Annotated in this window: 14 protein-coding genes; 11 read left to right on the top strand and 3 right to left on the bottom strand. The window is 74.4% G+C overall.

From position 1 onward, the window contains the following. Window positions 1-74: 74 nt before the first annotated feature. On the top strand, window positions 75-1,223 hold the full coding sequence (gene corA, locus E1258_RS21645) for a magnesium/cobalt transporter CorA (RefSeq protein WP_132404295.1): 1,149 nt from the start codon (window positions 75-77) through the stop codon (window positions 1,221-1,223). Window positions 1,224-1,364: 141 nt separating this feature from the next. Here the strand turns inward: corA and E1258_RS21650 are convergent, their stop codons facing one another. Further along, window positions 1,365-2,198: a hypothetical protein gene (locus E1258_RS21650; protein ID WP_132404298.1), complete on the bottom strand. Its 834-nt coding sequence runs from the start codon at window positions 2,196-2,198 to the stop codon at window positions 1,365-1,367. Window positions 2,199-2,282: 84 nt separating this feature from the next. Here E1258_RS21650 and E1258_RS21655 point away from each other — a divergent pair, with 84 nt between their 5' ends. Beyond that, window positions 2,283-2,813: a peptidylprolyl isomerase gene (locus tag E1258_RS21655; RefSeq protein WP_132404301.1), complete on the top strand. Its 531-nt coding sequence runs from the start codon at window positions 2,283-2,285 to the stop codon at window positions 2,811-2,813. 64 nt (window positions 2,814-2,877) lie between these two features. Then, entirely contained in the window at window positions 2,878-3,789 is a 912-nt protein-coding gene (locus E1258_RS21660; protein ID WP_132404304.1) for a rhomboid family intramembrane serine protease, read from the top strand. On the opposite strand, the gene E1258_RS21665 is transcribed toward E1258_RS21660, so the two are convergent. Beyond that, window positions 3,773-4,246: a PH domain-containing protein gene (locus E1258_RS21665; RefSeq protein ID WP_132404307.1), complete on the bottom strand. Its 474-nt coding sequence runs from the start codon at window positions 4,244-4,246 to the stop codon at window positions 3,773-3,775. The genes E1258_RS21660 and E1258_RS21665 overlap by 17 nt on opposite strands. A 108-nt stretch (window positions 4,247-4,354) precedes the next feature. Between E1258_RS21665 and E1258_RS21670 the strand changes: the two genes are divergently transcribed. The 7 genes from E1258_RS21670 (at window position 4,355) to E1258_RS21700 (ending at window position 10,969) form a co-directional block, all read left to right on the top strand. After that, window positions 4,355-5,527, top strand: coding sequence for an acetyl-CoA C-acyltransferase (locus E1258_RS21670; RefSeq protein ID WP_132404310.1), 1,173 nt, complete (start codon window positions 4,355-4,357; stop codon window positions 5,525-5,527). A 367-nt stretch (window positions 5,528-5,894) separates the two neighbouring features. Next, window positions 5,895-6,401, top strand: a complete 507-nt coding sequence (locus E1258_RS35065; protein WP_371688654.1) for a phosphotransferase — start codon at window positions 5,895-5,897, stop codon at window positions 6,399-6,401. A 67-nt stretch (window positions 6,402-6,468) separates the two neighbouring features. Beyond that, entirely contained in the window at window positions 6,469-7,449 is a 981-nt protein-coding gene (locus E1258_RS21680; protein WP_132404313.1) for a DUF2332 domain-containing protein, read from the top strand. A 115-nt stretch (window positions 7,450-7,564) separates the two neighbouring features. Further along, window positions 7,565-8,074 (top strand): hypothetical protein, encoded by a 510-nt coding sequence (locus E1258_RS21685; RefSeq protein ID WP_132404325.1) that lies wholly within the window; start codon window positions 7,565-7,567, stop codon window positions 8,072-8,074. A gap of 68 nt (window positions 8,075-8,142) precedes the next feature. Beyond that, window positions 8,143-8,838: a response regulator transcription factor gene (locus E1258_RS21690; protein ID WP_007073670.1), complete on the top strand. Its 696-nt coding sequence runs from the start codon at window positions 8,143-8,145 to the stop codon at window positions 8,836-8,838. Beyond that, window positions 8,831-10,309: a HAMP domain-containing sensor histidine kinase gene (locus tag E1258_RS21695; RefSeq protein ID WP_132404316.1), complete on the top strand. Its 1,479-nt coding sequence runs from the start codon at window positions 8,831-8,833 to the stop codon at window positions 10,307-10,309. The genes E1258_RS21690 and E1258_RS21695 overlap by 8 nt, the downstream gene beginning before the upstream one ends. Window positions 10,310-10,363: 54 nt before the next feature. After that, window positions 10,364-10,969 carry a hypothetical protein gene (locus E1258_RS21700; protein WP_132404319.1) on the top strand — a complete coding sequence of 202 codons (606 nt, stop codon included), beginning with the start codon at window positions 10,364-10,366 and terminating at the stop codon, window positions 10,967-10,969. Window positions 10,970-11,118: 149 nt separating this feature from the next. Here E1258_RS21700 and E1258_RS21705 read toward each other — a convergent pair whose 3' ends face one another. Then, window positions 11,119-13,449: a hypothetical protein gene (locus E1258_RS21705; RefSeq protein WP_243715612.1), complete on the bottom strand. Its 2,331-nt coding sequence runs from the start codon at window positions 13,447-13,449 to the stop codon at window positions 11,119-11,121. A 124-nt stretch (window positions 13,450-13,573) separates the two neighbouring features. On the opposite strand from E1258_RS21705, the gene E1258_RS21710 reads away from it, so the two are divergent. Then, window positions 13,574-14,248: glycosyltransferase family 2 protein (locus E1258_RS21710; protein WP_132404322.1), on the top strand; the 675-nt coding region annotated here is incomplete at its 3' end.

The following is a 14,248-nucleotide window of genomic DNA, read 5'->3' on the forward strand; positions in this document are numbered from 1 at the left end:
GCCCAGGTCTGGCGGGCGTACCCTGCTACCCGCGGCGGCGTCGGCGGTCGCGGCAGCGTGGGGAGGGGGTCGCCATGTCGGACCGGGCGGAGCGGAGCGAGGCCACGTCGCCAACCGGGGGGCGGGCGATCAAGCCCAGGGCCTGGGCCCCGGTGCGGGCGATGACCAGGATCCTCAACGCCGACGGCAGCCAACGCGCCCCCACGCCGCGCGGCACCGGCACCGGCCGCAGCGCGGTCATGGACTCCGCCCTCTACGTCGACGGCCGGCGGCAGCCCGGGGACTGGCACTACGCGCAGGCGCTGGCCGCCGCCCGCCGCGAGCGCGGGTTCGTCTGGATCGGCCTGCACGAGCCCGAGCTGGCCGAGATGACCGCGATCGCCGACACCTTCGGCCTGCACGAGCTGGCCGTCGAGGACGCCGTGAAGGCCCAGCAGCGGCCCAAGCTGGAACGCTTCGGCGAGGTCAGCTTCCTGGTGCTGCGTACCGCCCGGTACTGCGAGCACGACGAGCTGACCGAGAACTCGGAGGTCGTCGAGACCGGCCAGGTGATGCTCTTCATCGGCCCGAACTTCGTGATCAGCGTCCGGCACGGCGACGCCTGCCGGCTCGCCCCGGTCCGCGCCGGCCTGGAGGCCAAGCACGAACTGCTGGCGCACGGCCCCTGGGCGGTCGCGTACGCGATCACCGACCGGGTGGTCGACCTCTACCTGGAGGTGGCCGACCGGCTGGAGGACGACCTGGACGTGCTGGAGGCCGACGTGTTCGACCGGCAGAGCACCGGGCGTATCCAGCGGGTCTACCAGATGAAGCGGGAACTGGTCGAGTTCAAGCGGGCGGTGGTGCCGCTGCAACGCCCGCTGCTGACCCTCACCGCTCAGGTCAGCCGGGAGATCCCGCAGGAGGTGCGGCGCTACTTCCGGGACGTGCAGGACCATCTCAGCCGCACCGTCGAACAGGTCAACTCGTACGACGACCTGCTCAACTCGATCCTCCAGGCGCGGCTGGCCCAGGTCACGGTCGACCAGAACAACGACATGCGCAAGATCGCGGCCTGGGCCGGCATCGCGGCGGTCTGGACCGCGATCGCCGGCATCTACGGCATGAACTTCGAGAACATGCCGGAACTGAAGATGATGTACGGCTATCCGGTCGTGCTCGCCCTGATGCTGGCCATCTCGCTGGCCCTGTACCGCTGGTTCCGCCGCAACGGCTGGCTCTGACGGCTCCGCCGTAGCGGCTGGCCCTGACCGCTCCGCCGCAACGGCTGGCACCTGGCGGCCGTCGCCGCACGGTCACCCGGGCACGCTGACGGCGCGGGACGACGGGGGTCGTCGCCGCGCCGTGGCCGCGATGGCGCGAGGTCAGCGACGGCCGGCGGACCCGGCCTTGTTCCCCTTGCCGAGCGCCTTGTCGAGGTCGTCGGCCGGGCGGCCGGAGACGTCCCGGGCGCCCTCGGCGACCGAGGGGACCCGGTCGGTGGGGTGAACGACCGGTCGGGCGCCGGGCCGGGTGGTGGAGGCGCTGTCGCCGCCGGCCACCGCCGAGTTCCCGGCCCCGGTCGGCCCACCCGCCACCGGAGATCCGCTGGACATCGTGGATGAATCGGTCACCTTCGCGCCGTTCGCCGTGGGGGTCTCCACGACCAGGGTGTCCACCTCGTCGCGGGCCGGTTCCAGGGTGCGGGTCGGGTCGTACTCGGACCACTCCTGCTGCTCGCGGCGGCGGCGCATTGCCATGGCGCCGGCCAGGCCGGCGACCGTGCCGGCGGCCAGCAGGCCGACCATCGTCCCGCGCGACCTCTTCTGCTTCCGCTTCGCCTTCATGATCTTCGCCTTGACCTTTCTGCTCTCCGCGGCCCGCCGGGCGGCGGCGGCCTTCTTCCCCGCGACGGCCTTCCCGGTCGCCTCGGCCTGTGCGTTGCGGACGGCCAGGGCCAGCGGCGCGAGGGCCGCGACCGTCGACGCGAAACCGCTGGACGCCCGGTCCCGCACGACGAGGGCGGTCGGCGCGACGGCTCCCCGGGCCGCCTGGACCCGAGGGCCGACCGTGGCGCCGGCCCCCTTGGCCGCGTACGTCGCGGCTTGCCTCAGGTGGCCGATGCCCTGGTTCAGTTCGGCCCTCGCCAGCTGTCCCTGGGTCTTGCGCCGGGCGATTCCAAACACGGTCCCACCTCCTGGGAGTTGTTCCTTCGTCATCCTCCACCTTCGGATGCCTCCGTACTGCCAGATCGGGCACATGGGAGGATCCGCATGGAACTGACCAACGAGTGAGGAGTACCCGTGGCCGAGGCTGTCTACGCCACCTTGCACACCAACGCCGGCCCGATCCGGCTGGAGCTCTTCCCCAACCACGCGCCGAAGACGGTCCGCAACTTCGTCGACCTGGCCGAGGGCAACAAGGAGTACACCGACCCGCGTACGGGTCAGCCGGGCAACGGGCCGTACTACGACGGCACGATCTCGCACCGGGTGATCAGCGGCTTCATGATCCAGATGGGTGACCCGACCGGCACCGGTCGCGGCGGCCCGGGCTACAAGTTCGGTGACGAGTTTCACCCCGAGCTGCGCTTCGACCGGCCGTACCTGCTGGCCATGGCGAACGCCGGGCCGGGCACCAACGGCTCGCAGTTCTTCATCACCGTCGGCCCGACCCCGCACCTGAACAACCGGCACACCATCTTCGGTCAGGTGGCCGACGAGGCGTCGGCGAAGATCGTCGACTCGATCGCCAACACCCCCACCGGCCCGAGCGACCGTCCCCTTCAGGACGTGGTCATCGAGCGCGTCGAGATCGAGCGCGTCCCGGCCTGACCGGCTCGGCGAGGTACCTTTGCTCGCATGACTGAGCGCCCCGCGGCACCGGGAGGCAGCGGCCGTGAGTGAGTCCCCGCCGACCACCCCGGTCTGCTACCGGCACCCCGGCCGGGAGACGTACGTCCGCTGCAGCCGCTGCGACCGGCCGATCTGCCCCGACTGCATGCGGGACGCCTCGGTCGGGCACCAGTGCCCGGAGTGCGTGGACGAGGGACGCCGTAGCGTGCGGCCGGCGCGTACCGCCTTCGGTGGCGGTGCCGTCGGCCGCCTCGGCTACGTCACCAAGGCGCTCATCGCGCTCAACGTGCTGCTCATGCTCCTGTCCATCGCCTCCGACCGGGGCGGCGACGCGGTCGCCGGCGGCTCCGGCTTCGGCGGCCTGATGGGCGGCAGCACCCCGCTCACCGACTGGGGCTCGGTGCTCGGCCAGGCCCTGTTCCCCGACGGCAGCGTGCACGGCATCGTCCAGGGCGAGTGGTACCGCCTGGTCACCGCGATGTTCCTGCACTACGGCGTGGTGCACCTGCTGCTGAACATGTGGGCACTGTGGGTGCTCGGCCGGTCGCTGGAGGCCAACCTCGGCCCGCTGCGGTTCCTCGCCCTCTACCTGATCGCCGGCTTCGGCGGGAACGTGGCCGCCTACCTGTTCAGCGCCGAGAACGCCACCACGGCCGGTGCGTCCACCGCGATCTTCGGCCTCTTCGCCGCGCTGATCGTGATCGAACGCCGGATGGGACGGGACATCTCCTCGGTGCTGCCGGTCCTGGTGATCAACCTGGTCTTCACCCTGACCGTCCCGGGCATCTCCATCCCGGGCCACCTCGGCGGCCTGGTGACCGGCGGGGCCATGGCGCTGATGCTGGCGTACGCCCCCCGGTCCCGGCGGACGCTGTTCCAGGCCGCCGGCGCGACCGTCCTGCTGGTGGCGCTGCTCGCCCTGGCGGTCGTCCGCACCCTCATGCTGACCGGCTAGCCCGGTCCGGCCCGGTCGAGCAGGGGCGGGCGGCGCGCAGCGCATCGGCCACCCCGCCGGGCGGGGCGTCCAGGTCGTACCGGCCGAACAGGTGCAGCGACTCGCCCGCGTCGATCTCCAGGACCTCCGTGGACAGGCCCAGCCGGGGCCGCCGGTCCACCGTGATCGCCTCGATGGCCGCCCAGTCGAGCCGCCGCCGGCCCGCGAAGCCGCGGACCACCGTGATCCCCGCCGGGTCGACCGCGAGCCGCACCGGGGCCAGCAGGTCCCGCAGCGCCCAGCCGGCCAGCCCGGCGGCCACCACCCCGGCGAGCACCAGCCGCACCCGGTCGCCGTCGGCGAACAACAGCCCGAGCCCGACCAGCGCCGCCGCGCCCACCAGCTTCACCGCCGGCAGGACCGGCGGCACCCGCCACTGCCGGGCCGGCGACGCTTCGGAGGTCCCTGCCGACTCCATCCCACCAGGATGCCAGCCGCGTCCGCCCCCGGTCGGCCCAACGTCGCGGGGGGCGGCCGAACGGCGGAGGACGTAGTATCGGGGCAGCCAGGTTACCGGGGAGTAAACATGAGTGACGCGGTCATCGTCGGTGCGGTACGCACCCCGGTCGGGCGACGCGAGGGCAACCTCGCCGCCGTGCACCCGGTCGACCTCTCGGCGCACGTGCTCCGCGCCCTCGCCGAGCGCACCGGGATCGACCCCGGGCAGGTCGACGACGTGATCTGGGGCTGCGTGTCCCAGGTCGGCGAGCAGTCGTGGAACGTCGCCCGCAACGCCGTCCTCGCCGCCGGCTGGCCCGAGTCGGTGCCCGGCACCACGCTGGACCGACAGTGCGGGTCCAGCCAGCAGGCGCTGCACTTCGCCGCCGCGACCGTGCTGTCCGGTCAGGCCGACCTGGTGGTCGCGGGCGGCGTCGAGTCGATGACCCGGGTGCCGATGGGCTCCAGCGTCGGCGGCGGCATGCCGTTCAGCGACCAGGTCCGCGACCGCTACCGGGGCGTCGAGGGCTTCGCCGACGACGACCCGCTGCCGTTCAGCCAGGGCGTCGGCGCCGAGCTGATCGCCGCCCGCTGGCGCTTCTCCCGCGCCCAGCTCGACGAGTTCGCCCTCGCCAGCCACGTCAAGGCCGCCGCCGCCCAGGACGCCGGGGCGTTCGACCCGGAGCTGGCCCCGGTGGTCCTTGCCGACGGCGGCAAGTTCGCCGCCGACGAGGGCATCCGCCGGGACACCTCGCTGGCGAAGCTGGGCGGCCTGAAGACCCCCTTCCGCGCCGACGGCGTGGTCACCGCCGGCTCGGCGTCCCAGATCTCCGACGGCGCCGCCGCGCTCGCGGTCACCACTTCCGAGTGGGCCAGCCGCCACGGCCTGCGCCCGCTGGCCCGGGTGCACACCGCCGTGGTCGCCGCCGACGACCCGGTCACCATGCTCACCGCCCCCATTCCGGCCACCGCGAAGGCCCTGCGCCGCGCGGGGCTGGGCATCGAGGAGATCGGGGTGTACGAGGTGAACGAGGCGTTCGCTCCGGTGCCGCTGGCCTGGCTGGCCGAGACGGAGGCGGACCCGGAGCGGCTGAACCCGCGCGGCGGCGCGATCGCCCTGGGCCACCCGCTCGGCGCGTCCGGGGCCCGGATCATGACCACGATGCTCCAACACATGCGCGACAACGGCATCCGCTACGGCCTCCAGACCATGTGCGAGGGCGGCGGGATGGCCAACGCCACCATCGTCGAACTGCTCTGACCAGGCGCGGCGGTCCCGCAGGCAGCTCGACCACCTCAGCGGCGCGGAAACTCCTCGCTCAGCGCCGCGCGGCTGCCTATCCTGCCCAGCGTGACCGGCTCCTCGCTACCACCCGTCGACTGGTCCGACCCGCACTGGCAGGCCCACGCCCACGACTGGGTCGCCGGGTGGCTCGGCCGGGCCGGCCGCCGGGTCACCGGGCCGGCGAAGGCCCGCGTCCGCCCCTGGTCGCTGGTGTGGCGGGTGCCCACCGACGCTGGCCCGTACTGGTTCAAGGCCAACAACGCCGGCACCCGCTTCGAGGCCGGGCTGCTCGGCGTGCTGGCCCGGATCGCCCCCGGCCGGGTGCCCGAACCGGTGGCGGTCGATGCCGACCTGGGCTGGTCGCTGCTGCCCGACGGCGGCGAGACGCTGCGCGACGCGCTCGCCCGGCACCGGGAACCGGCCGTCTGGGAACGCCGAGCGCTGCCGCCGGCTCGCCGCGACCGGGGTGCCGGCCAGCGTGCAGCACGACGATCTGCACGACGGCAACGTGTTCGCCGCAGACCACCGCTTCTTCGACTGGGGGGACGCCTCCGTCGCCCACCCGTTCGGGACGCTGCTGGTGACGCTGAACTCCGTGGCGCACCCCTTCGAGCTGCCCGACGGCGACCCGGTGCTGCTGCGGCTGCGCGACGCGTACCTCGAACCGTGGACCGACCGGTACGACCGCGCCGACCTGCGGGAGATGGCCGGCCTCGCGGTCACGGTGGCCAAGGTCGGCCGGGCGCTGTCCTGGCGGCGTGCGCTGTGCACGCCGGACCCGACCCGCGCCGAGTACGCCGCCGCGGTCCCCGGCTGGCTCGGCGAACTGTTCGAGCCCGACCGGCTCTGACGGCCGCCGGACGCGACAGTGGCGGCCGTCATGGCGCGGTGGGTCCGCCGCCGGCAGGCTCTCCGGAATGGACACCGCGCGGTGGTACCGGGAGTTCGGCAAGTGCGAGGCCCGGGGCGAGTCCCCCACGTACGAGCGGCTGGCCCACGCGGTCGCCGGTGACCGCCGGCTGATCGCGCTCCTCGACGGCCTGCCGGAGCCGAAGCGGCAGCCCAACCTGCTCTTCGGTGCCGTACGCCACTTGGGTGGCCCGGTCGATGACCCGGCGGCGTTCCGACGCTGGACGGCCGAGCACTGGGCCGAGGTGGCCGCGACCGTGCGGGCCCGGCGGACGCAGACCAACGAGGCCGCCCGGTGCGCGGTGCTGCTGCCGCTGCTGGCCCGGCTGCCGCAGCCGCTGGCACTGCTGGAGGTCGGCGCGTCCGCCGGCCTCTGCCTCTACCCGGACGCCTACCGCTACCGCTACCGGCGTTGCGGGGCACCCGATTACGTGGTCGGGCCCGCGGGGAGCCCGGTGGAGCTAGCCTGCGCGGTCCGGGGCGGCGGCGCGCTGCCCGGGAGGGTGCCGCAGGTGGTGTGGCGGGCCGGGCTCGACCTGAACCCGCTGGACGTCACCGACGCCGACGACCTGGGCTGGCTCACCGCCCTGGTCTGGCCCGAGCAGCACGAGCGGCGGGCGCGGTTGGCGGCGGCGGCCCGGATCGTCCGCGCCGACCCGCCCCTGCTGCGTCGGGGTGACCTGCTCACCGACCTGCCGGCCCTGGCCGCCGCCGCGCCGCCGGACGCCACCCTCGTGGTGTTCCACAGCGCCGTGCTCGCGTACGTGCCGGCGGACGCGCGGGCCCGGTTCGTCCGCACGGTCACCGGGTTGCCCGGGCACTGGATCGCCAACGAGGCGCCCGGCGTGCTGCCGGGGATCGCCGCCGCAGCCCCACCGGACGACACGACCCGCTTCCTGCTCTGCCTCGACGGGGTGCCGGTCGCCTGGGCCGGGCCGCACGGCCAAGCCCTGCACCCGCTGCCGAAACCCGCTGCCGGACGTTTGTGAGGAGGGGACCCTTCTCTACCGGATGCGTTAACAAGGGGCCCTTCCTTTCCGGTGGAAGTTCCGTAGATTGGCCGTTGCCCATATCACGCACCGGGTGGGCGTCGTTGGTCACGTCATGGACGTCTTCTCCCGAACGTTCCTCCCGGCCGCCGCCGAGACCGGGCTGGCCGCGCAGGCCGTCAGCCGGCACGTGCCGGTCTTCCGCCGCTGCGTCGGCGCCGGTGACGCCACCGTCCTGGTCGCCCGGTGCACCCGGCCGAACCGGGCGGCCGGCGAGTATCTGCTGCTGCTCACCGACCGTCGGCTCGTGATCACCCGGCAGACGCGGGTGCTGCACCGGCTCCGCCTGCACCTCAACGCCGAGCTGCGCGAGCTCAGCGACGTCACCTGGAGCGCCGACCCCCGGCAGTCGGCGGTCGAGTTGGCCGCCACTGCCATCGACGGCGTGCGGGAACGGTTCGTCATCCGCACCCAGCACCCGAGACAGGTGTGGCAGCTCGACGCGCTGCTGCACCACGCGTTCCGCGCCCGGCGGCGCATCCCCCGCGAGCGGGTCGTGGCCACCATCGGCGACGCGCCGGCGGCCTCCCGGGGCCCGGCGCTCCGGCCCGTCGTGGTCCACTGACCGGGTCCTTACCTGATTCGAACATGTCCTGACAGCCCCGTTGGGCGTCGGTCGGCAATCATGGTCCGGTGACCGTCGACGCACAGCAGCGCGGGCTTGTCCTCGTCGTCGAGGACGAGCCGGCCATCGCCGATCTGGTCCGGCTCTATCTGACCAGGGACGGTTTCGGCGTACACCTGGAACGCGACGGCGTGGCGGGGCTGGCCGCAGCCCGCCGGCTCCGCCCGGTCGCCTGCGTCCTGGACATCGCCCTGCCTGGGCTCGCCGGCACCGAGATCTGCCGGCGGTTGCGCGAGGCCGGCGACTGGACGCCGGTGCTCTTCCTCACCGCGCGCGACGACGAGGTGGATCGGATCATCGGCCTGGAGCTCGGCGCGGACGACTACGTGACGAAGCCGTTCAGCCCGCGCGAGCTGGTGGCGCGGGTCCGCGCCGTGCTGCGCCGCACGGTCGGCGTGCCCGAGGGCGTCGAACGGGTGCGGACGGTCGGCCCGGTCACCCTCGACCCGACCCGGCGCACGGTGACCGTGTCGGGCGAGCCGATCCAGCTCACCTACACCGAGTTCGACCTGCTCGCGCACCTGATGGCCCGGCCCGGCCGGGTCTTCACCCGGGGGGAGCTGCTGGCCGCCGTCTGGGGGTACGCGGCCCACTCCAGCACCCGCACCGTCGACGTGCACGTGGCGCAGGTCCGGGCCAAGCTGGGCGGCGCGGCCGGCGTGATCCGCACCCACCGGGGCGTCGGATACGCCGCCGATGGCTGACCGCCCGCCCCCCGCCGGCCTGTCCGCGCCGGCCCAGCCCACCGTCGCGTTGCCGGTGATCGGCCCGCGTCCGGCCCAGGCACCGCGTCGCCGCGTCGGCCGTACCCTCACCGCCCGCGCGGTGCTGGTCACCTGCGCGGTCGCCCTCGTCTCGGTGCTGGTCACCGCGCTCGTGGCCGCCCCGCTGGCGGTGCGCGGCCAGGAACGGCGCGACCAGGAGGCGCTCGCGGCGCAGGTCCGGCTCGCCGCCGACGTGCTACGCGTCCGGCCCCCCGGGCAGCGGGACGCCGCGGGCGACCGGCTGATCCGCCAGCTCCGCGAGCAGGACATCGACGTGTACGTGATCCGCGCCGGCACGGTCGACCACGCAGGCCTGCCCCGGCAGGTGGTCAACCGGGTCTCCGCCGGCAACAACGTCTCCGGCCTGCGGCTGGTGTCCGGCGAACGCGCCCTCGTCGAGGGGCGGTCGCTGCCCGGCGGGGACGGCGTGGTGCTGACCCGACCCGCCACCCCGGGCCTGTGGGGGCGGGTCGTCCGGGGCCTCTGGCTGCCGCTGCTCGCCGGGCTGGCGGCCGGGTTGGCCGCCGGGATGCTGCTGGCCCGCCGGTTGGCCCGACCGATCCGCGTCGCCGCCACCGCCGCCGCCCGGCTCAGCGCCGGTGACCGGGCGGTGCGGGTGCCGGTGGAGCCGCCCGACGAGGTAGCCGAGCTGGCCCTGGCCCTGAATGGGCTCGCCGCCGCGCTGTCCACCAGTGAGGGCCGGCAGCGGGAGTTCCTGCTCTCCGTCTCGCACGAGCTGCGTACCCCGCTCACCGCCATCCGCGGATACGCCGAGGCGCTGGCCGACGGGGTGATCGGCGCGGACGAGGCACCGCGGACCGGACGCACCATGTTGGCCGAGGCCGAGCACCTGGACCGGCTGGTCCGCGACCTGCTCGCGCTGGCCCGGTTGGAGGCCGCCGACTTCCCCCTCGAACCGGTGCCGGTCGACCTGACCCGGCTGGCCGCCGACGTGGAACGCACCTGGGCCGGCCGCTGCGCGGCCGTCGGGGTGGCGTTCCGCGTGGAGATCAGCGACGGAGCGGTGCCCGCGTACACCGATCCGGGGCGCATCCGGCAGGTGATCGACGGGCTGCTGGAGAACGCGCTGCGGGTCGTACCCCCGGGGGCGCCGGTGGTGCTCGCGGCCCGGCGGGCCGGAGCGGGCCCGGCCGCCAGCGGGGTGCTGGAGGTACGCGACGGCGGCCCCGGCTTCACCGACGACGACCTGGCGGTGGCCTTCGACCGGGGTGCGCTGCACGAGCGCTACCGGGGGGTACGCAAGGTCGGCAGCGGCCTCGGGCTGGCGCTCGCCGCCGGGCTGGTCCGTCGGCTGGGTGGGGAGATCGCCGCCGGGCACGCCGCCGAGGGCGGCGCGGCGTTCACCGTGCGGCTGCCGGCCGATCCTTACCCGACCCGAACATCGCGCTGACGCGGCCTGATCACCGGGGCGCGACGCTGGACCCTCACCGACGAGAGGGAACCGATGGCACGTCAGAAGATCGCGATCGCCGCCACCTCGCTGCTCGCGGCGGTCGCCTTGGGCGTCACCGGCTGCGGGCCGGCCCAGGTGGCCCAGGGCGCGGGCAAGGAGGTCGCGGTCGACGTGTCCGCCGCGCTGGGCGCGCAGGGGCAGGCGCTCGCCGCGTTGGGCTTCGACGCGGGCGACCTCGACCTGGTCGCCGCCCCGGTGCCCGCAGGGTCGGCCGCACCCGCACCCGCACCCGCCACCGGCGAGGCCGGAGCGAAGGACCGGCGGGGCGAGCGGGCCGAACAGTGGCGCAAGCGCCGGCAGGCCCGGGTGCTGCTGCGGAAGAACGCTCTGCACGGCGAGGTCGTGGTGCGGACGAAGGACGGCGGCACGAAGACCGTCGCCGTGCAGCGCGGCGAGGTCACCGCGATCGACGGCGACTCGATGACGGTGAAGTCCACCGACGGCTTCACGATGACGTGGACCTTCGGCGACGACCTGCGCGTGGTGGAACGGCGGACGACCGTCCAACCCGAGGCGGTGCGGGTTGGCGCGACGGTCGGCATCGCCGGTGCCAAGGACGGTGACGCCGCCACCGCCCGCCTGATCCTGCTCAGGTAGCGAAAGGAGGGGCCCCTGTTAACGGTTTCGGTATAGCAGGGGCCCCCTGTTAACGACCCGCCGCGCAGAGGGCGCCCGTCGCGTGGAGGGCGCCCGTCGCGTGAGAGTGCCGCCGCGCGGAGGGTGCCGCCGCGTGGCAGGGTCTTGCGTCAGCGGGGCGGTGGCAGGGCGTACCCGACGTAGCCCCGCCAGACGAGCGTCCAGCCGGCGGGCACCAGGTCGGCGCAGACCTTCCGGCTGCCGGTGCAGACGATCGCGTCCGTCGAGGCCGGATCGGCCGGCGGCCGGTCCGGCAGCACCGACTGGAGCGCCACCAGCTCGGGCGGTCGGCCGTCGGCGTCGCGCAACAGGAGCCACCACGGGTACTCCCAGTTGTCGTTCTGCTGCACCAACCCGATCCGCCGGGCATCGACGGCCCGGACCGCGTCGGCCGCCACCCGGAACTCGTCGGCCCACTGCGGCCGGCGCAGAAAGCGGGTGTCCCACTCCGAGGTGGTGAAGACCGATCCGGCCCCGACCAGCCGACGTGGGAAGCCGTACGACAGGGCGAGCACCCCGGCCAGCGCGGACGTGGCCAGCATCGTGACCGCCAGCCCGACCGCCACCGACCTGCGGCCCGGCGCGGCCGGGGAACCGTTCCGCCCACTGGGCGTGCCGGCGGGCGAGCCGTCCCGGCCGCTGGGCCCTGGGGCGGGCGAGCCGTCCCGGCCCTCGGGCGCGAGCCGGCGGCGGAAGAGCGAGTCCAGCCAGAGCCCGGCCAGTGGGGCCGCCAGGACCAGGGCGTACAGCAGCAGCCGGTTTCCCCACGGCTGCCACTTGATCATCGTGGTGTGCAGCGCGACGGCGGTCACCACGACGACCGCGTACCCGCGCAGGGCACCGGCCGCGGCGGGGCTGACCCGGGCCGGACGGGCCAGCGCGAACACCGCCCCGACCAGCGCCAGCGTGCCGGCCAGCGGGAACGCCACCCGGTCCTCGTCGGGGTACCAGGCCGGCACCGGAAAGACCTCCCGGCCGAAGGTGATGGCCCGGTCCTGTGGGTCCACGCCGATCACCCGCGCCCCGGCGATGATCGCCTCGGCCGCGCCCGCCCGGACCGGCGCGAGCGGCGTGTCCAGCGCGGTGTGCCCGATCCGCAACGCGTTGATCAGGACCGACGGCGGGTCGTGCCGCTCCATCGGAATGGACTTGCGCAGCCTCGGCGGGCCCAACGGGTGCCCGAACTCGGCCTGCACGCGGGCCAGGAACGGGCCGACCACCAGCAGGGCCACCAGCAGCACCAGCACCGAGCCGGCCACTGTCCGGGCCATGCCGCCCGCCCGGGACCGCTTTCCGGGCCGCCGCCCCGGCCGAACCGATCCCACCTGCCCGGCGGCCGCCGCCGACCGGTCGACCTCGCCGACCAGGGGGCGGCGATCGCTCCCGCCGGGCAGCGGACCGACGCCGCCCGCGCCGACCAGGGCCGGCCGGGCAGGTCCGTCGGCGGCGATCTCGGCCCGCCGGCCGCCACCGCCGCTCCGCACGGTCCCTTCGAGGTACGCCAGCCGAAGCTGGCCGATCCCCCAGAGCAGCAGCAGTGGGCCGACGCCGATCAGGCCGCTGGTCTTCGTCACCGCGGTCAGTCCCGTCGCCGCGCCCAGGAGCAGCAGCGTGCCGACCCCGGCCCGCCGGCGCAGCCCGTCCAGCGCCAGGGTCGCCACGCAGGCCACCCAGGCGGCGCAGACCAGGTCGGTCTGGGTGCTGGTCGCCTGGAGCGCCACCATGGGCGTGGTGCCCAGCACGAACGCGGTGAGGAGCTGGGCCCGCCGCCCCCCGCCGAACTGCGCCGCGATCCGGGCGACGACCAGCAGGCAGCCCACCCCGGCGGCCCACTGGACCAGGTTGTGCAGCCGGTCGCCGCCGGTGAACAGGCGCAGGTGCAGCAGCAGGTACTCCGCCCCGGGCGGGATGGTCACCTGCCGGTGGATCGCGGTGGGCCAGAACTCCAGGCTGCGCTGCGCCACCCAGTGCTCCACCTTCGGCAGGTGGTACGTCTGCGAGTCGAAGTTGTTCGGCTCGGCGAGCAACGCGATCAGCAGCTCGACCAGGACCATCCCGCCCACCGTGCCGGCCAGCAGCCGCTCGCCCCGTCCCGCCGTACGCCATCGGTCTGCCAGCCGTGCGCGGACGGCGACGGCCGCGGCCCGGCCGGTGCCGAACCCGGCCGGCTTGCCGGCGCGGACGAGTCGCCGGCTCGCCGCCGCCACGGCGGCGGTGACGAAGAGCAGCCACGCTACCGCGAAGGCGGGCAGGGTCAGCAGGCGCAGCGCGCCGAGCAGTTCCACCGTCAGCACCGCGAACGCGCCGGTGACCACTGCGGCCCGGACCACGGCGAGGCGCAGCGGGGCGACAGCGTCCGACCCGGCCGGGCGCAGCGCCACGGTGAGGGACAGGAGGGCGACGAGCGGGGCCGCCACGAGCAGGGAGCCGGCTGCCGACATGGCGCGAAGTAAACACCATCCGGCTGAACGCGCCGAGCCCGACGCCCGGCGGTGCTGCACCCCGCCGCGCTGACCTGCCAGGCTAGGCTAGGGCCGACGTGTCGCCGCCACCGTGGAGATTCCCGTGAAGCTCTCGATCCTCATGCCGGTCTACAACGAGGAAGAACGCATCGCGGATGCCCTCAAGCAGGCATTGGCGGTCGACTACCCGTGCGAGATCGAGCTGGTCGTGGTCGACGACGGCAGCCGCGACGGCACCGGCGAGATCCTCGGTCGCGCGGACGACGCGCGGCTGCGGGTGATCACCCACCAGCGCAACGCCGGCAAGGGCGCCGCCATCAAGACGGCGGTCGACAACGCCGAGGGCGAGTACATGGTCATCCTCGACGCCGATCTGGAGTACGACCCGCAGGACATTCCCAAGCTGCTCGACCCGGTGCTCGACGGCCGCGCCACGGTGGTCTACGGCAATCGGACCTTCGGCAGCCACAGCGCGTACAGCTTCTGGTACGTGATGGGAAACAAGGGCGTCACCATGGCCGCCAACGTGCTGTTCAACTCGTACATTGGCGACCTGGAGACCTGCTTCAAGCTGATGCCGGTCGCCCTGTACCGCTCCCTCGACGTCCGCTCGCGGGGCTTCGGCATGGAGGCGGAGGTGACCGGCAAGCTGCTGCGCCGGCGCATCCGCCCGTACGAGGTGCCGATCAGCTACCGCGCGCGGGGCCGCGAGGAGGGCAAGAAGATCACCTGGAAGGACGGCGTCGAGGCGATCTGGATCCTCGGCCGGGAGCGCGCC

This window comes from Micromonospora sp. KC207, assembly GCF_004348615.1.
In the GTDB taxonomy this organism is placed as follows: Bacteria; Actinomycetota; Actinomycetes; order Mycobacteriales; family Micromonosporaceae; genus Micromonospora.